12 protein-coding genes are annotated in these 18,793 nt (G+C 33.3%); 9 read left to right on the top strand and 3 right to left on the bottom strand.

Annotation, left to right across the window (positions count from 1 at the left end; genetic code table 11):
- The first annotated feature begins 9 nt into the window (after window positions 1-9).
- Entirely contained in the window at window positions 10-711 is a 702-nt protein-coding gene (locus tag HHX25_RS05195) for a fibronectin type III domain-containing protein (protein WP_169670856.1), read from the top strand.
- Window positions 712-804: 93 nt separating this feature from the next.
- Here HHX25_RS05195 and HHX25_RS05190 read toward each other — a convergent pair whose 3' ends face one another.
- The gene (locus HHX25_RS05190) at window positions 805-2,409 is read right to left on the bottom strand and encodes an arylsulfatase (protein ID WP_169670854.1); all 1,605 of its coding nucleotides are present in this window, start codon (window positions 2,407-2,409) and stop codon (window positions 805-807) included.
- A gap of 383 nt (window positions 2,410-2,792) precedes the next feature.
- Here HHX25_RS05190 and HHX25_RS05185 point away from each other — a divergent pair, with 383 nt between their 5' ends.
- A complete protein-coding gene (locus HHX25_RS05185) occupies window positions 2,793-4,253 on the top strand; it encodes a sulfatase family protein (RefSeq protein WP_169670852.1) in 1,461 nt (486 codons plus the stop codon).
- 17 nt (window positions 4,254-4,270) lie between these two features.
- Here HHX25_RS05185 and HHX25_RS05180 read toward each other — a convergent pair whose 3' ends face one another.
- Both HHX25_RS05180 and HHX25_RS05175 read right to left on the bottom strand, forming a co-directional pair.
- A complete protein-coding gene (locus tag HHX25_RS05180; RefSeq protein WP_169670849.1) occupies window positions 4,271-7,144 on the bottom strand; it encodes an outer membrane protein assembly factor BamB family protein in 2,874 nt (957 codons plus the stop codon).
- 6 nt (window positions 7,145-7,150) lie between these two features.
- Window positions 7,151-8,788 carry an alkaline phosphatase D family protein gene (locus tag HHX25_RS05175; protein ID WP_240964249.1) on the bottom strand — a complete coding sequence of 546 codons (1,638 nt, stop codon included), beginning with the start codon at window positions 8,786-8,788 and terminating at the stop codon, window positions 7,151-7,153.
- A 257-nt stretch (window positions 8,789-9,045) separates the two neighbouring features.
- Between HHX25_RS05175 and HHX25_RS05170 the strand changes: the two genes are divergently transcribed.
- The 7 genes from HHX25_RS05170 to HHX25_RS05140 all read left to right on the top strand — a co-directional run bounded on the left by HHX25_RS05170 (window position 9,046) and on the right by HHX25_RS05140 (window position 18,765).
- A complete protein-coding gene (locus HHX25_RS05170; RefSeq protein WP_169670847.1) occupies window positions 9,046-11,265 on the top strand; it encodes a beta-galactosidase in 2,220 nt (739 codons plus the stop codon).
- A 150-nt stretch (window positions 11,266-11,415) separates the two neighbouring features.
- A complete protein-coding gene (locus tag HHX25_RS05165; RefSeq protein ID WP_169670845.1) occupies window positions 11,416-11,778 on the top strand; it encodes a hypothetical protein in 363 nt (120 codons plus the stop codon).
- Entirely contained in the window at window positions 11,741-12,133 is a 393-nt protein-coding gene (locus HHX25_RS05160) for a T9SS type A sorting domain-containing protein (protein ID WP_169670843.1), read from the top strand. The genes HHX25_RS05165 and HHX25_RS05160 overlap by 38 nt, the downstream gene beginning before the upstream one ends.
- 95 nt (window positions 12,134-12,228) lie before the next feature.
- A complete protein-coding gene (locus HHX25_RS05155) occupies window positions 12,229-14,643 on the top strand; it encodes a DUF5703 domain-containing protein (RefSeq protein WP_169670841.1) in 2,415 nt (804 codons plus the stop codon).
- Between the two features lie 86 nt (window positions 14,644-14,729).
- The gene (locus HHX25_RS05150) at window positions 14,730-15,095 is read left to right on the top strand and encodes a DoxX family protein (protein ID WP_169670839.1); all 366 of its coding nucleotides are present in this window, start codon (window positions 14,730-14,732) and stop codon (window positions 15,093-15,095) included.
- A 454-nt stretch (window positions 15,096-15,549) separates the two neighbouring features.
- Window positions 15,550-17,907: a glycoside hydrolase family 2 TIM barrel-domain containing protein gene (locus HHX25_RS05145; RefSeq protein ID WP_169670837.1), complete on the top strand. Its 2,358-nt coding sequence runs from the start codon at window positions 15,550-15,552 to the stop codon at window positions 17,905-17,907.
- A 327-nt stretch (window positions 17,908-18,234) separates the two neighbouring features.
- On the top strand, window positions 18,235-18,765 hold the full coding sequence (locus HHX25_RS05140) for an RNA polymerase sigma factor (protein ID WP_169670835.1): 531 nt from the start codon (window positions 18,235-18,237) through the stop codon (window positions 18,763-18,765).
- Window positions 18,766-18,793: the final 28 nt, after the last annotated feature.

Below are 18,793 nucleotides of genomic sequence, written 5' to 3'. Positions count from 1 at the left end.
TTGACAAAGATGAAAAAGATAAGCATAATAAAAACCGTAGCATTAATATTTACCGTAGCACTTATATTTTCATGTAGCGGAGGAGGAGATGATGCATCACAAGACGATCAGGCACCAGGAAAGGTAACAACGTTAACTTACCCAACCAATAACTTACTGTGCATAGATAATACCATTGAATTTGAGTGGGGTGCATCTACCGATCCAAATGGAGATGTTGTATTTTATGTACTAGAGATAGCCACAAAGAATGATTTTTCAGATGCAGAGACATTTACGCTTAAAGAGGAAACAATAAAATCCGTAACGCTTGAAAGGGGCAGAGCTTATTTTTGGCGTGTATTGGCTAGAGATAGTAAAAACTTTAAAAGTGATTACTCAGAGGTTTATCAATTTTATACAGAAGGTGATGCAGAGGAGAATCACTTGCCTTTTTCGCCAGTATTGGTAGCGCCAGCGAAAGGGTCTGGTGTATCAGTGGCTTCAATAGATTTAGAGTGGAAAGCAACAGATGTAGATGATGATGATTTAACATTTGACGTGTATTTCGACACTGCAAATCCACCAGTTTCTAAAGTGGGAGATAATCAATCTGATAACAAAAAAAATGTTTCCCTAAGTGCGTCAACTACATATTATTGGAAAGTTGTCGCAAAAGATGGAAAAGGAGGTGAATCCATAGGACAAATATGGAGTTTTAATACCGATTGATTAGTAGTATTTTGTTAATTATTTAGTAGTTGCAGTAAGATAGGTGCTTTTTTAAGCACCTATTTTAATTAACAAAGCAGTAAATATTGCAGATTATCTTTTGTTAAGTTTTTTTAACGATTCATAGAGTTCTTGCCTAGTTTGAGGTTTAATCTTATTTGCTTTTATAGATACAAGTATTACCTCACTATCTTTTGCCTTTTTTATCTTTTTTAAAATGTCCTCCTCAGAATCTTCGGGATTGCGATACCATTTTGAAGCCACATGTTCTTTTTTGAATATTTTGAGAGCCTTTTTTACCATTTCAGGTTTAAAATGAGCAATATTTATAGAACAGCCGATATCTTTTGATAGATCATAAATTTTAACAGGTTTATCATAACCTTCTCTATAGGCAAAAATATCACCTATTCTTGTAGATTGCATTTCTCGGGACGAAGATCCATTTTCCCAATAAAGGTATTTGTGGATGGTTCTATTCTTTCCTTTAAGAATAGGTAAAAAACTTTTTCCATCAGTTTTTGGAGGCCTGATATTGGCAATGTCACAATAAGTAGCAAAAATATCATATAATGCTATTATTTCATTGCTTTTAGTTCCAGGTTCTATCTCATCTGGCCAATTAGCAAAAAACTGTATTCTAGAACCTCCATCGGAAGCTGTAGATTTACCTCTGTCCCAAGGCCCTTTGTGCTTAAATAATTTATCATCAGTGTATTGGGCTCTTCCTGTGTACCCATGTTGAGAATAGCCATTGTCTGTACTAAACATAATTAATGTATTATCTCTTATGTTGTTTTCTTCTAAATATTTGACTATCTGTCCAACGTGTTTGTCTAGAAGTTCTACCATTGCTGCCCATTCTTTTTGCTGTATACTCCAGTTTTTATCTTTGAATTTTGAAATGTCCGGAATAATTAGTGGACCATGGGGTAGCTGTGTTGGGTAATAAAGAAAGAACGGTTTTGATTTGTTCTCTTGAATAAAAGATAGCACTTTCTCTTGAATAAGATCTTGAGAGTAGGTCGCGTTTGGCAGCGTTTTATTATTGTCTCTTTTGGGTTTAAGTTTACCGTATTTATCATATATATGGATGCCTTTTTCACCTTGCCCATTATAAAACCGATGAGCATATGTGTTGGTCATATCAAATCCATAATTCTGTGTTAGTGGAACAACATTTCCATTCTCCATTAAGTAATTTGGGAAATATCCATGAGCTCTTGTTTGGTCATAATAACCAAATGAATAATCGAATCCTTGTTTGTCGGGAGTTCCTGGAGTTCCTGGTAAGCCAATCCCCCATTTACCAAACATGCCAGTCGTGTATCCTGCTTTTTTTAACATTTCTGCTATGGTTATATCATCTTTTTCAAGATATTCTTGACCACGATAAGATTCGTTCCTCCTTATACGGCAGTGTCCCATGTGCATACCCGTGAGAAGACTTGCTCGAGATGGAGCACATTCTGATGAGCCAGAATAAGCTTGACTAAAAAACATACCTTGATTCATAAGGCTGTCTAAATTAGGTGTGTCAAAATGCTTTTGACCAAGGCCACTTAAATCAAAATAGCTCATGTCGTCAGCAAGTATGTAGATAATATTTGGTAGCTTTCTCTTTTTTGATATAGATTGAGAAATTATGTGGTTGCTTGATACAAATATTAAAACTAAAATCAGTAATAATCTTTTCATGGTTTTCTTGTATAGGTTTAAAAGTTTACAACTTTCTACTTAAAAAACAGTAATAATTAAGGATAACACCCTATAGGAATCATTTTCAATTATACCTACCTGGTTTCACTAGATTACTTCTAGTTTTTAGTAAACAATTAAAATTTAATAAAGTAGCTCCTGTTTTTATAAATTTAACATTTATTAAAGTGATAGGATGGTTTAATAAAATCTAAATTACTTTAAGAGACTTATTATTTATTAGCACAGACAATGGAGAGATTTTGTTTTGATAATTTGGTGATCTAAAATCCTTATATTTTAGATAAATCGTTTATATCTAAGTGTATTAAATATAATGTCAATATTAAAAATAAAGTTTCAGATTTGATAATCAACTAAGCATGGTAAAATATATTTCGTTTTTTTTTCTCTTGTTTCTTAGCTGTTCAGATGTAAATAAAAGTAATAGCGTTGTTATTGTACAAGATACTTCAATTCCACCCAATATCATATTATTTGTAGCAGACGACCATGGTACAGATGCTTTGGGTTCGTATGGGAATCCCATAATTAAAACACCCAATTTAGACAAATTAGCTTCGAACGGTGTTAGATTTACCAATGCGTATTGTACCAGCGCAAGTTGTGCAGCCAGTAGATCTGTAATCCTTTCAGGACTCTATGGCCATGCCACAGGCTCTTATGGTCATGTACATGATTACCATCATTTTAGTACTTATAATGAAGTAAAATCGCTTTCAAACAGACTTTCAGAAGCTGGTTATGTGACAGCAAGAATTGGTAAGTATCATGTAGCACCAGAAAGTGTTTATAAATTTGATGAGGTTTTAAAGGCTAACCCAAGAAATACGGTTGAAATGGCTAATGTCAGCTCGGGTATTTTAAATTCAGATAAACCATTCTTTCTATACTTCTGTACAGATGATCCTCATCGTGGTCAACCTTTTAGTCCAGAACCTTGGGATACGCCAAATTCCTTTGGAAATAAAGCTCAAGGTTATGATGATGTTAATCAGGTTATATATGCTCCTGATGATGTTTTAGTGCCAGAATTTTTACCAGATACGAAACAAACGAGAGAAGAAATTGCACAGTATTATCAAAGTGTATCTAGAATAGATCAAGGTTTTGGGAAGTTAATGAGCCATTTAAAGAGCTCTGGAAAAATGGACAACACCATTATATTCTATATTTCAGATAATGGTATGGCTTTTCCAGGAGCTAAGACTACTGTTTATGAACCAGGAATTAAATTGCCATGCATAATTAAAGACCCAAAATCTTCAAAAAAGGGAATCGTGAACCAGTCAAGGATTTCTTGGGTAGATCTCGCTCCTACAATTTTAGATATGGCGGATGTAGATTATGATACAAAGGATTTTCATGGTAAATCATTCAAAGGAATATTACACCAAGAAGAAGCGAGTGAATGGCAGACTATTTATGCATCACATACCTTTCATGAAATAACAATGTATTACCCAATGCGTGTGATAATTGACGGTGATTATAAATTGATATGGAATATAGCGTATCCATTAGATTATCCCTTTGCTTCAGATTTATGGGCAGCTTCAACGTGGCAGGCTATTTATAGAAATGATGAGAAATATTTTGGAAAACGTACTGTAGCAGATTATATGCAAAGACCAGAATTTGAATTGTATAATGTATCAAAAGACCCTTCAGAAACAAATAATTTAACCCATCAAAATGAATATAAAGCTATTTTAGAATCTCTAAAATTGAAGTTAAAGACCTTTCAAATTAATACTAAAGACCCTTGGTTGATTATGTGGGATCATGATACTTCTTTGCAGGGATCTGGAGTTAATTTATGATTTTAATGACAAAAAAATTATTGTAAAGGTGTTTTCAATATAATATCAATAAACCTAAATGTGCCACACGGTACGTCTACTTTTATCTTTTTTTTATCAGATAGATCAAAAGATTTACCATCTAAAATATCAGTCATTTTTAAAGGATAGACGGTATTAAAAGATATTATTGCCTCTCTGTCATTTTGATTTAAGTAACCTCCATCAATGACTGTCAATCGTAATCTGATTGGGGAAATTTGAGACACTACCCAAGCTACCTTACCAGTGACGGTTAGTGGAATTAGTTTAGAACGTTCTTCGATGTCTTTTTCTATATTCATATAATAAGTACTGGCATCATATTTTTTAGTTCCATCTGCTGAATAATAGTATCTCCCATCAGAGTAATACTCTTTTAAAATATCTTTATACAAAGGATGTAAGTGATCTTGTAGCTTCCCTCTTGGTGCAGAAAGATCGGCACCAAAACCTAATTGTGGAGGTGTTATTAAAACAAGTCCATTAGAGTAATTAGGTAAATAGTTTTGCCTTCTATCTTTGGTTTTTGAAGTATAGCTTGAAAAGTCCCATTTATTAACTTTTGCTCCTAACCAATTAGCATTTTGTCTGCTAAAAACAAATGCATTGTTATTAAGAAAATCTTCATCATAATGTGTAGACCATTTTAAGCTACTACCTTCTTCAAGAAAAGCCTTATCTGGTTCAAGCATACTTAGATGCACAGGCGAAAAACTTACAATTTCATTTGGCTTAGGAACAAACAATACGCCTTTGGCGGTTAATTCCCAAACTAAACTCATATAATCTGGGTCTATAGGAAAGTTGTTTAAATAGCTGGCGCCATTAGCCATATGGTATATTAAGTGTCTTAGAAAGTGATTTGGTAATCTTTGATGGCTAAATTGTCTAGATCTATCAAAACTTGGGTTGTCTGGTACGGTGCGCGTTCCCCAGTTGTTCACCGCACCACTGGCCCAAATACCAACTCTACTGGCAATACTAATATCCATGGCCTTGTCTGATGTTTCTTCCATGGAAGGAACAAAAACATTGGAATACTCACCTGATGCCAAAGGTTTCCACATAGGCATATACGCATTGGCTTGCCAAAAATTATGCTTGGTTCTCACATAAATATTAGCATTTCTGGATTTAGCATATTCTGCTAATGGCAGAAATAAATCTTTCATGACCCAGGCAAAATCATCGGAATGGTCTTCTAACTCTGGATATATCAACACCGTTTTTTTCCCATTAGCCTTGTTTAGCACTTGTTTTGTTGTGCTTAACTGAAACATATAGGGGTCGTTACCATGTCCTCCCCAATAAGCTATACCAGTGTCACCGTCGGGTTTTTCATCATACCACTTCGTTATAAAATCTTGCGCTTGCTGTTGCGTTAAACTGTATTTTTTTCTCCGATCTCTTCTTTTTTTGTAAACGTTATTTTTCATTACAGATCTATCCCAATTTTCAACTTGTCGCATAAAACCTCCTCCTAGAAAAAGCGGAGAATCATAATTGGCTCTTATAGTATTAGCTAGGGTTTTAGCACTACCAGAATTGGTGTTCTCTGTCATAAAATATATGGGATATTGAGACCTCTGTTCTTTTGGTGCTTTGTAAGACTTTAATTTTTTTCTAATTCTTTCGGTATTTTCAATAATTTTTTGGAGTTTCCCTTTAGGTTTAAGATTTACATACTCTTCTTTCCATTTTGGGTTGCCAGTATCAATGATATGTATTTGACTTCCTCCACTTTGACAACTTGCCAATATAATTTTATTAGTTCCTGACACTTTCCTCATATCATAGTAAGCGTATTTTGAAACTAATTTCTTTTCACTTTTAGGATTTAAATCTGTGTTTACTAGTACAATATGGTTACCCACTAGAAACAAGTATTTTTGCTCTCCCTCATCTAAAATTAGTTCAGGTTGAGTTACAGAATATCCAAAACCTAATCGTTTTATATGGTATTGGTTTGTAGTGTTATCTTTTAAATTTAGACGTGAAACACCGCAATTATTTTGATGGTTTGAAACACCTTGTAAGATTTCAGGGAAGCCATCCTTGTTATAGTCTGAAATCTTTAATTCTCCTATGGGGCCTCTGCTTTTGGTTTCAACTCTAAGGTAAGGTTGCTCTGCTAAAGCTTCAAATAGGTAAATAGCGCCTCTGTCTTGTATATTATTATTGCTAGCATGCATCACCAAAACATCGTTGTTCGCATCTTTTTTTATATTTCTTAAGAAATTGGAGTAATGCATATAACTTTTTGCAGAGGTAGTGCCCCATGTTTTTTCTTGAGAGTAACTTGCAGATTTTAATTCTTTTACGAGCTTACCAGTAGCAGAAAGGTAATACACGTTAAGGTCTAAACTACCTGCTACAATGTAAGGGATACCATTTTTTTTAACGACACAAACCGAATACATTGGTGCTTCATTTTTAGTGTACTCCCAAAGTGTTTTGCCATGTTGATTCAAACAGTAGATGTTGCCATCGGCATTAGCCACCAAGACTTCTTCGTTACCATTACCAGTAATGTCTGCGCACCATATATCATGAATCATATACCCTGAAAGTTTGTTTTTCCATAGTATTGAACCATCAAATGATATTGCCATTACTGTTCCTTCATAAGACCCTCCTATTATATTGGTTTTTCCTTCAAATTGACAAGTTCTTACTTTTTGAATAGTATACCCAGTTTCAATACTGTATAGACCTTTATTGTTTATAGCAGAAGTGTTTTTTGTATTAGAGTCATTCGAATCTATAATGGTTAAATTCTTAACAGGGCTTTCAAAACTATATAGTTTTGATATTTGTGAAAAATATATGAAGCAGGTGAGAAATAGTGTTACTAACGATGATTTGTTCATGAATGCTTAGTTGTCAAGCTTTATTGTATAAGGAAATCCGTTAAATTGCTTTGCTTCTTTAGTAGTAACATCTACGTCTCTAGGCCAGCATTCAAAAGTTACTTCGCTATCTTTCTTGTTAAATCTAATTAATCCATAACCAGCACCATTAGATGGATTATCTGGGTTCACATACGCATGCATGGTGATTTTATTATTGAAGCCGTCTAAAAATTGTCCGTTCCATGGTAAACGCCCATTTGAATTTGCGCCTGGTTTTTCATCCTCAGGCCACCACCATCTGCTGTAATAATTATTAACGATTGCAGGAACAACAAATGCCCAGGGTCCATCATCAAATTCATCAATACCATGCTGAATCAAGGTCGCTAAATGTTGATCTCCAGCAATATGGATAGCATTTGCATTTTTAATGGCTTTAAGTGCTCTATTTCGTCCTTTTTGTGGCCAACCATTGGAATCCATATCGGCGTGAAGGCGATTGTCTTTTTTTCCATGAATATGGGCTCCGCCACAAAATCCAGTTTGGGATAAAACTACTTTTATATGATCGTTATTTTCTGTTCCCCACTGGTTTAAAAAATCCAGCTGCCTTTTTCCTAATAATTCAAGTCCGTCTAAATCCACACTAGAAGGGGCGTAATTGGGATCTCGAATATGGTCAGGTCTAGGACCTATTTGAGGAATTTTTCCTTTTGGGCCAGATTTGAATTTTCTGTCTTCTATGATGGAAAAATCAATATCTCCTAATGTCAGATTAGTATAGTAAACACCTATGCCTTGTTGGATAGGTGTAGCATCATAAGGGTCAGGTAAATGAGCGGTTTGGCATCTTTCAACCATTTTTACATATTCAGGATGGTAGAAGTAACCACCATCATCTCCAGCAATACTAGACGCTTTTTTTCCGTACTCTCCCCAAAGATTTCCTTGTCCTATGTCATGATCATCAGGAATGGTGATGCATGGCCTGTTCCTAAATACCTCTCTAAATTGCATTCCAAATTTTAACCATGCAGCGGTATGTTCTGAATGATCATAGGATTGATCTCCAGCAAAAAATATAATATCAGGATTCTGATGATTAATATTCTTTACATATTTATTTCTATCACCTCTATCCTTATTACTGTTACAGGATAAAGCTGCCATTACAATCTCTTCTTTGTGTTTTGGGTCTTTTCTAATCAATCCTTCAAAAGATGCTTTTTCACCATACAAAACCCTATAAGAAACATTTTTAGAATCATCCCAATTTTCTACTCTAAATAAAGCTGACCAACCCAAATCATTAACTTTTCTTTTTTGGATTAATTCCCATCCATTACCGTTTTTAATTTCTAATCGTACTTCTCTAGTCTCTTTTGGATAAAGCGGAAAAAGTTGAGCTGATAATTTTAGCGTTTTATCTTGAACAGTATATAAAGCAAAAGCTATCACGTTTTCTCGGTCTACGTTTACATCTATTATCTTATTAGGTTTTCTGTTCCACCAATCGTTTGTTGCAATCGTATCAATTCCATTAAATGGAGCAACAACAGGTTTAATTTGTGATAATTCTTTATTACCATCAGATTCTTTTTTGCAACTAAAGTATGTACAAAAAATTAGGGCAGTCATAAAAAAGTATGAGAGATGTTTCATAAGGCTGAATATTTGATTTTAGTTGTAATGGTTAACGTAATATTAGTTAAAAAAGTTGATTAAATCTCTGCTTTAAACGGTTTAAATCAATATAATATACTATGAGAAACATATAGTTAACTAGAAGATACATAAAGCTGCTTGCTATATAGTTATTTTGATCAAATACACTATAAATTATGGAATTTAACTATAAAATAATGCTAGCTAAAACATTAAAAAAAAGACTGCTTTTCGTTTTTTTACTATCAGTTACTATGATTAACGCTCAGTCATTAGGGAAACAGGCAAAAGAAAAAATCAAAACTCTTGAAAAACTAATTAAAGTAGCAGAGAAAAAGAGAATTAATGTTTTAAAAGAAAAAACTACTATAAGAACTGCAGAAATATTTTTAACCTATGCAGATTGGGATGAGAAGCATATTGATAAAAATGTGAGTTTTTTTGAAAAAGCACCTATATATAAAAAGGAGGCTTTAAAAATGGCAAAACACCTTCCAGAATTTGAGCGTAAAGATGTTTTTATAATGCTGGAAGAAGCGATAAAACATTTACAGTTAGTAATAGATGAAAAAGTATTTAGGCAATATGCACCTATGGTTGATTGGGGGGATGTTTCTTTAGTTGATGACCAGTTGATGTTTGAGGGTAAACCTGTTTTTTTAGCTGGTTATGTTTGGAAACCTAACACAAAAAAGCTAACAGAATATCATGGTAATTTAGATGGGTTTTTTATGACCCCCTCATATGTTGAAGAAAACGGAAATTTAATACCTAAAATTCATAATAAGTTAATTAACAAAGAAGACAAATCTGTAGGTTTTGTATTTATGAATCATAAATCGGTGCCTAAATGGGCTCTTGATGAATATGGAGATTCACTGGTTTTACCAACCGATAGATATACAGTTTATGATATTGATAACCCTGGAGCAAAAGCTTTTCAAAAAAAATTAATCAAAGCAACAGTACCATATACAGCAAACAAAAAGTTTTCTGAATTGGGATATATGTTATGTAATGAACCGCATTTCTATACTCAAAAAACAGGAGATAAATTGGCTTGGGCATCAGGACCTGTAACAGAATATACAAAAGCTAAATTTAGAGATTGGTTAAAGGAAAAGCATCAAGATATTGAAAAACTAAACAAGTTATGGAGCACCGATTTTTCAGATTTTAAAAGCGTAAAAATTGAAATTCCGATAGATACCAAGAATATGGGAACGCCTATGTGGTATGATTGGTCTGTATTTAATATGGATCGTGTGACAGCATGGTATCAATTTTTAAAATCTGAAATTTTAAAACACGATGAAGAGGCAAAAGTACACCTGAAGATAATGCCTAATCTTTGGACAGAGAACCAAAGAGTACACGGTATAGATTTAGAAGCCCTTACAGAATTAAGTGGTATAGTTGGAAACGATTCTGGAGCTACACATTCAAGAATGTGGGGGGCTCCGAAAGAATGGGAAGAACATTATGCATTTGAGTGGCGGGAATTATGTATGGGGTTTGATTTCATGAAATCTGTGAGTCCCAAAAAAATTAATTTTAATTCTGAGTTACATTATTTGTCTACAGGAAGTTCGAGAAATTTATATCTAGACCCACAATATGCCAGAGCCACCTTTTGGTTGGCTCATATTTATGGAATGACAGCAAGTCAGATATGGTTTTGGCCCAGACAGGAGGATGGATCAATACGCTATACGGGTAAAGGATATGCGGCCTCAAATAGTCAACAACCACGAGTAACTAATGAGGTAGCCACTACAATGATAGATTTAAATGCCAATGCAGATGTGATTATGGCCATGCAACGCCAAAGAAAACCAATCCGCATATATTATTCTAAAGCATCAGCAATTAATAAAAAAGAACATATGGACAATATATATCATTTATATGAATCCATGCATTTTGAAGGAGTGCCTTTAGGTTTCGCTACTAAAAGTATTTTACAAAAGCAAGATCATGATAATTGGGATGTGTTAATAATATATAAAACACCTTTTGTTACTCAAGAAGAGTTTGGTGAAATCCAAAAATATATCGATAGAGGCGGAATGGTAATTATAGATTCGGAGAGTCTAAAGTACAACGAATATGGAATTCCATTTGCTAAAACTTTAAAATCTGAAAAAAAGAACTTGATAATAATTGATTCACATAATGATATAAAAGATAAGGCATTAAGCTTGATAGAGGAAAAAGGATTAACCTCAGGCATAGTGGTTGAAGAAAAAAGTGCTATGGATAAAAAAGGATGTGTATGGAGAGTTGTGAAAAATAAAGACGGAAATGATGTTTTGTCTGTAGTAAATATTGGCAAATCAAATGCTGAGATATCTGTATTATCGAAACGTAAAAAGAGATTTATATGTAAGGATATCATTAATGGTATAGAAGTAAGCACTAACCCTAAATTAAAACCTCTTGAAGTATTTTTTGTTGAGATTGTTTATAAGTAAGTCCTCATTCAAGACTTTTTTAGGTAACCTACAGATTTTAAATGCTTTATTTTATAAATAGAGACATATTGTTTACATATTGAAACACTTCTAGACTTGATATATCATAGCTTTATCGGACATTAATTAAATAATCAAAATTTATAAGTTATGAAAAAAATTACTTTTTTATTTACCCTTTGTTTTGCGGTATTACAAATGCAAGCCCAAGTGGTTTCTACCGTTTTTGGTAGTACTGCTAATGAGGCAAAAGCAGAATGGACAGGTGCTGATTTTAACCAATTTGAACCAGAAACAAGCGCAACTGATGGTAAAATTCAAACTAAGACTAGTAGCATCCTAGGAGTGGCTTCTTATACAGGTGCGTACGCGAGAACTTTATTATCTACAGATGTCATTAGTTTTAAAATTAGGCATATAGATGCAACTGCTAGTGCTAACGATATTACTAAAGTTATATTTTCTTATAGACAGAATGGGGGGGGCAGTAGAATCGCATACTTTAGCTCTTGATAATACGATTACAACTATTCAAGATTTAAAAATAACTCCTGGTTTTACAGACGGAGCTACAATGTCTGATCTAACAATTAGTTTTTCAAACGAAGCAGATGCAAGTACATTTGATGTATTAAGGTATACCGAGTTTTTTGTAGGCCCAGATCCTACATTATCTACAAAATCTAATGTTATTGAAGGAGCAGTTGTTTTGGCTAATGACGGGAATATTACTGTGAAAGGTGCTAATTTAGAAAGCGTTTATGCTTTAACAGGGCAAAAAGTGGCGGCTACCAATCTTTCTAGTGGTGTATATTTAGTTAGAATATCGAAAGATGATAAGGTTGCAACGGTTAAAGTTGCTTTCTAAGAATATTAAAATCGTATTTCTTTTTTATAAATAGCCACACTATAATTAGTGTGGCTATTTATTTAAATGTATCTTTCAATAAAATAAGAGTATAAATGAATACTACAGAATTAAAACAATTATTTTTCATTGGTTTAGTTTTTCTAATGTTGGGTGTAGAAAAAAATCATGCGCAAAATATACTAAACGATTATAATATTACTTGGAAAACCCAAAGTGCTAATGTTTCTGAGTCTATGCCAGTAGGCGGACATAGTATAGGTTGTAATGTATGGGTAGAAGATGGCGATATTTTGTTCTATGCCCAGCGAAGTGGAAGCTTTACAGAAAATAATGAATATCATAAACTGGGGCGTTTCCGTTTAAGGCTTTCTCCAAATCCTTTTATCGATAATGAAAATTTTCATCAAGAACTTAAATTAAAAGAAGGGTATGTTGAAATAAAAGGTGGGATTAATAATTCAAAAGTGAAAATAAATCTTTGGGTTGAAACTAAACGTCCGGTAATACATTTGGATATTGATAGTGAAGAAAAAATTAAAGCAAAAGTTAGTTATGAAAATTGGCGGTATAAAACTAAATATTACAATACAAAACAAAATTACGGGGAGGCTTTCGGCTCTTTTAGTTGGATGTGTTATCCAGATTCAATTTATAGATATCATGATGAAATAGCCTACAAAGACAATGGTGTTCTGTTTTATCATCGTAATAGAGATGATAAACTCTTGATAGATTATATGATTGAACAACAAGGGTTACAAGATGTAGAAAATAAAATAATTAATACCCAAAAAGGGAGGGCTTTTGGGGGATTGATGGTTGGAGAAGGTTTCATTCCTACAGAAATAGCATCAGGAAAATACCTCGAGGCAGATTATAAATCATGGTCCATAGAATCAGAATCACCAAAGAAAAGGCATGCAGTTAAAATTTACACGCATATCAGTCAAACAGAAAGCCATCAAGAATGGGAACAGAACTTAAATAAATTAGTTGAAGAAAATATATCAGATAAAAACGCTAAGAAAAAAACTCTAAAATGGTGGGAAGATTTTTGGAATAGAAGTTGGATTAAAATCAACCCTAATAATAAAGAAAAAGACACTTTAGCATGGGAAATTGCAAGGAATTATCAAATTTTCAGATATCAGTTAGGCTGTAATTTTTATGGAGAGTACCCAACAAAATTTAATGGAGGGAATTTTACATTCGATCCAAGTGTGGTTTTAAAAAATGGAAACCCTAGAAAAAAACCTTCCTTTTACCCAGGAAAGACACCAGACTGGCGCGCTTGGGGAGGCGGTAGTTTTACAGCCCAAAACCAACGTTTGGTATATTGGCCTCTTTTAAAAACAGGAGATTTTGAAGGGATGCTTCCTCAGTTTGATTTTTACAATAGAGCATTACCCGCGGCTAAAGCACGTGTAAAAGAGTATTGGGGGCATGAAGGTTGCTGCTTTACAGAACAAATGGAAAACTTTGGTTTACCCATAGCGGCAGGTTGGGGCTGGACACAACCGAATGCAACGCAAAGGCGTAGGCATGAAGATACACCACATGGAGTTATGGTAAATGGAGCAATAAAATATCATTATGAAAGCCAATTAGAATTTTCATTTATGATATTGGAGTATCATCGCTTTACAGGTAGGGATATTTCAAAGTATATGGATTTTATAAAAGCGTCCATTCGATTTTATGATGAACATTATCAAATGCGTCAAACCCAGTTAACAGGGAATCCTTTAGATAAAAATGGTAAACTGGTTATTACACCTTCAACAGCTTGCGAAAGTTATAAAGGAGCAGTGAACCCTATTGATGCTACAGCAGGGTTAAAAGCTTGTGTGAAAAGCATTCTAGAGCTTCCAGAGAAATATATCAACGAGTTAGATAAACAGTATTTTAAACAATTGCAAAAACGTTTACCAGACTTTTATTATGATATTATAGATGAAGATAAAATTATAAATCCAGCAAAATCCTGGACAGAATATAAAAATGTTGAATGTCCTCAATTCTATCCTCTTTTTCCCTTTAACCTTTTTGAAATGCATCAGGATGATGAACAGATTCAAATTTTTAAAAATACATGGAAACACGGGGAGTTTCCCAAAAAGTATATTTGGAGCTGGCATCAAGATGGCATTTTTTATGCTCGTATGGGTATGACTGAAAAAGCCAAATGGTATAATACCGAAAAATTAAAAGATAGTGGTCAACGATTCCCTACCTTTTGGGGGCCAGGACATGATTGGGTACCAGACCACAACTGGGGAGGTTCGGGTATGATTGGTCTACATGAAATGCTTATGCAGACAAACGGTGATAGAATCTTGTTGTTTCCTGCGTGGCCTAAAGATTGGAATGTTGACTTTAAACTGCATGCGCCACAAAACACTATTGTAGAAGGGGAGTTGGTTAACGGCGAAATACAAAAATTAAAGATTACTCCTAAAACCCGGGAAAAAGATCTTATAATATGTAATTTTAAAAACACTTTATAACTGATTTGAACCGATAATTTTTCTTCTTAAGAAAGAATGGATGGTAATATTATCTTTGCAGTGTATTTGAATAGATTTCTGGCTATATGAAAACAATATATTGGACAACTACAATTTTACTATCCATCTTTCTTTTATGGAGTGCTTGGACATATCTTTATAGTAAACCGACGATAGAAGGCGTAAAAGAATTAGGTTTTCCCGATCATTTCAGAATTCAACTTGCTGTATTAAAAATAATAGCAATATTTATATTATTAATACCGCAATTTCCAATTCAGATAAAAGAATGGGCCTATACAGGAATAGGATTGTTTTTTATTACAGCGATAGTAGCACATATAGTTCATAAAGACTCGTTTATTATTACTATTATAAACCTTGTCTTTATGGGGCTATTGATTACTTCAAATATATATCTACATAAAATATTTAATTCAGCTAACTTATAAATAGAAGTGGTTTAAACTTTTTTTAATTTACTTTAAATGTGGTTTGTAGACTTTACGGGTATGTCATGCAACCCATTAATATTACCCATAGAGACATCTAATTAACTTAAATGGACTCAAGTGAGGGAGATTCATTTTATTTTTAGGTTTAATTTCAAAGAGAGCGTATAAATAACAAACTATCCTGCTGTACAAAATTTCATTTTTAAACAAAATTTGTACAGTTCTTAAAGGCATTAATTTTAATATCACTTATCAAGTGTAATAATGCTTTGTAAAGAATAAGGTACTAAGTGGTTATTTAATAGATAAAAAATAATAAAAGGTCAAAATTTTTTGGAGGCATGGTATTAATTAGAAGGTGCATATTTTCCAGATTAAATAGCAAGGCCATTAGCAATAGAATAATACTAATATATAGGGACAACATAAAAAAATAATAACCAAAAACACTATGAAGTTTACTTTTTTTAAAAAGTTGGCAATTTGCTTATTGGGGGGCATATTGACATTTAACGCTCAATCTTGTAATGGAGAAGATACTATTAATGCTAAAATAAACTTTAATTCAGATTGGAAATTTTATAGATCTGATAAATCATTAGATTCAGATAAAAAATATATTGATTTGGAGTTTGACGATTCTAATTGGGAAGAGGTAAGCCTTCCGCACACATCAAATATAGAACCTTTAGTTGTTAATAACCAATGGCAAGGTATATGTTGGTATCGTAAATCTTTTACATTGCCAAAACTAAGTAGTAGCAAAAAAGTGATTATAGAACTTGAAGCAGCAATGAACCATTCCATGATTTGGATAAATGGTGAAGAGGTCGCAGTGCACCAGGGAGGCTACCTTCCAGTTGTAGTTGATATTACTGATTACGTTGAAGGAGGCAAAAAGAATGTTATTGCGGTACGACTAAACAATACTGATAACCCAATTACAGGGCCAAAACCTCTTAAGGTTTTAGATTATAATATGTATGGTGGACTTTACCGAAATGCTTGGTTATCAATAAAGGAAAACGTATATATTTCGCACCCAATTTTAGCAGATAAAGTTGCTGGTGGAGGTGTATTTGTTACCACACCAAAAGTTTCTGATGAAAAATCTTTGGTGAGAGTTAAAACTCATATTGTTAACGAGAGTAAGGAGGCAAAATCGATACAGATTGTACAATCCATTTTTTATAAAAATACACTTGTAAAAGAGCATAAATCAGATAAAATTGTGCTCGAACCTGAAAGCGAACAGAATGTAATTGAACGTTATTCTTTAATACAGCCCCAATTGTGGTCTCCTAAAGCACCAAATTTGTATAAGTTAGAAACGAAAATTTTAGTTAATGGAAGTGTGGTAGATCAAGATTTGACTCGATTTGGAATTAGAGAATTTACGTTTAAAAATAATCAACTTTATATAAATGGGAATAAAACTTTTTTAAGAGGAGTAAATCGTCATCAAGAATATCCTTTTATCGGCTATGCGCTTTCAGACAATGCTCAATATCGTGATGCTAAAAAAATAAAAGAAGCAGGTTTTGATTATATAAGATTGTCACATTACCCGCATTCACCAGCATTTATGGATGCCTGTGATGAATTAGGTTTGGTGGTTATAGATGCCATATCGGGATGGCAATACTATTTAGACAATGATGCTTTTAGGGCATATTGCTATAGTAGCGCTACAAACTTAATACGAAGAGATAGAAATCATCCTTGTGTTATGGCCTGGGAAGTATCACTTAACGAAACTACAATGCCGATTTTCTTTATGGAAGAACTGGATAAAATAGTGCACCAAGAATATCCAGGTGAAAATGTGTATTCTTGTGGGTGGATGGATGATGTTTATGATATTTATCTACAAGCGCGCCAGCATCGTATTTTAAGGCCTCATGAGCTGAAAGACAAGCCCTATTCGGTTTCAGAATATGGCGATTGGGAATACTACTCTAAAAATGCTGGACTAAATCAAGATAAATTGCCAAATGATTTGCGAGATGAAATGAGTAGCAGGCAGGCCAGAGGTTTTGGAGAAGAACGTATGTTGAGACAAGTTAAAAATGTACAAGAAGCTCATAACGATAATTTAACCACACCAGCATATTCGGATAGTTATTGGGTAATGTATGATTATAATAGAGGCTATGATACCTGGATTGCAAGATGTGGCGTGATGGATATTTTTAGATTGCCAAAATTAGCCTATTATTTTTATCAGAGTCAGCGTGATACTCAAGAAGATACTATTATAAAAATAGGAAGTTATTGGAATGAAAAATCACCACTAAACGTAAAAGTGTTTAGTAACTGTGATGAGGTTAAACTGTTTTTGGATGATAACCTAATCGCCACTCAAAAGCCTGATAAGAATGAAATTTCAGCACATTTAAACCATCCGCCATTCACCTTTAAAATGTCATCTTTTAAACCAGGTACGTTAAAAGCGGTAGGTTTTATTAATGGTAAAGAAGCTGTTGAAGATGTGGTTAAAACACCACAAAAACCAACAAAATTTAAGATAAGGTTAGATGAGAGTGGTAAGGTTGCGCAATCTGGAGTAAACGATGTGTTGTTTCTTTATATCGAAGCAGTAGACGATAATGGTACAGTTAATCCAGATTTTTCAGAAGAAGTAAAACTAAGCTCGACTGGAGATTGTAAAATTATGAATATAGATCCAATTACAGCTGAAGCTGGTGTTGCAACCGCTTTGATTAGAATTGGAAACAAGAAAGATAAGATAAGCTTTTCAGCGCAATCAGCTAGTCTTTCAGGAAGTTTTGAATTTGAAACCGAATAATATAAAAGTATCATTTTTTATTTGAGAATGTAAACATGGCAAAGAATTTATAATTAGTGCCCCAAGCATTAAAATGAAAAGATTACTTTATGGATTGGAGAAAAGCAAATAACCATGGATTTTTACAGAGAGTATATATTTAAGTAAACCTATGGAAATCAAATGATTTTAAGAGTTGTTGTAATAAAAATGTAAGAAGATTTCAGCAAAAAGGAATAATACTCTAGGGCTATAGTTCTTTAGGCTGGTCATTTGTAAAATAATTGCTAAATTAGACATGTATAATCCCTATTTCTATTTTATTAAGCCTACTATTCTAATACTTTTATGAGTAAAAAGGTGCAAATAAAACTAGAGGAACTGTTTCTAAATCATTATAATGAATGGTGCATGCTCTCTTACTCCTATGTTAAAAATATTTCAGAGGCAGAAGAAGTCGTTCAAGATGTTTGTGTCAATATTCTTTTAAGAGAAAATGAATCAGATATTTTAAACCTTAAAGCTTATATAGGTTCGTCGATACGTAAAAGGAGCATTAATAGGTTGAAGCAGCTAAAAAAAACGGAATCGCTTTCAGAAGCTAACATACAGTTAGCACCTTCCTTTGAAGAAGATTTAATTAAAAAAGAAGATAAACAATATTTAATCAACGCACTAGAGTCTTTACCTGAACCCTGTAAAAAGGTATTCATTCTTTGTGTTGTAGAAGGGCAAAAATATAAGAACGTAGCACAAACTATGGGCATATCTGTAAATACAGTGAAATACCACGTTAAAAACGCCTATAAACAACTTCGGATGGCTACATTAGAATCTTATTTTTGGCTCTTGATTTTTGCTGAATTCTTATTTTTTTAAGCCAGTTTTTAAATTTTTATCATTTTTT

Origin of the sequence: Flavivirga algicola (genome assembly GCF_012910715.1) — a bacterium.
Taxonomy (GTDB): domain Bacteria; phylum Bacteroidota; class Bacteroidia; order Flavobacteriales; family Flavobacteriaceae; genus Flavivirga; species Flavivirga algicola.
Note: the sequence above shows the minus strand (reverse complement) of the source record. Positions and strands in the feature narration are given on the sequence as shown.

Coding starts and splice junctions, on each gene's coding strand:
- HHX25_RS05195 (WP_169670856.1), top strand. CDS start 10: ATGAAAAAGATAAGCATAATAAAAACCGTAGCATTAATATTTACCGTA.
- HHX25_RS05190 (WP_169670854.1), bottom strand. CDS start 2,409: ATGAAAAGATTATTACTGATTTTAGTTTTAATATTTGTATCAAGCAAC.
- HHX25_RS05185 (WP_169670852.1), top strand. CDS start 2,793: ATGGTAAAATATATTTCGTTTTTTTTTCTCTTGTTTCTTAGCTGTTCA.
- HHX25_RS05180 (WP_169670849.1), bottom strand. CDS start 7,144: ATGAACAAATCATCGTTAGTAACACTATTTCTCACCTGCTTCATATAT.
- HHX25_RS05175 (WP_240964249.1), bottom strand. CDS start 8,788: ATGAAACATCTCTCATACTTTTTTATGACTGCCCTAATTTTTTGTACA.
- HHX25_RS05170 (WP_169670847.1), top strand. CDS start 9,046: ATGATTAACGCTCAGTCATTAGGGAAACAGGCAAAAGAAAAAATCAAA.
- HHX25_RS05165 (WP_169670845.1), top strand. CDS start 11,416: ATGAAAAAAATTACTTTTTTATTTACCCTTTGTTTTGCGGTATTACAA.
- HHX25_RS05160 (WP_169670843.1), top strand. CDS start 11,741: ATGGGGGGGGCAGTAGAATCGCATACTTTAGCTCTTGATAATACGATT.
- HHX25_RS05155 (WP_169670841.1), top strand. CDS start 12,229: ATGAATACTACAGAATTAAAACAATTATTTTTCATTGGTTTAGTTTTT.
- HHX25_RS05150 (WP_169670839.1), top strand. CDS start 14,730: ATGAAAACAATATATTGGACAACTACAATTTTACTATCCATCTTTCTT.
- HHX25_RS05145 (WP_169670837.1), top strand. CDS start 15,550: ATGAAGTTTACTTTTTTTAAAAAGTTGGCAATTTGCTTATTGGGGGGC.
- HHX25_RS05140 (WP_169670835.1), top strand. CDS start 18,235: ATGAGTAAAAAGGTGCAAATAAAACTAGAGGAACTGTTTCTAAATCAT.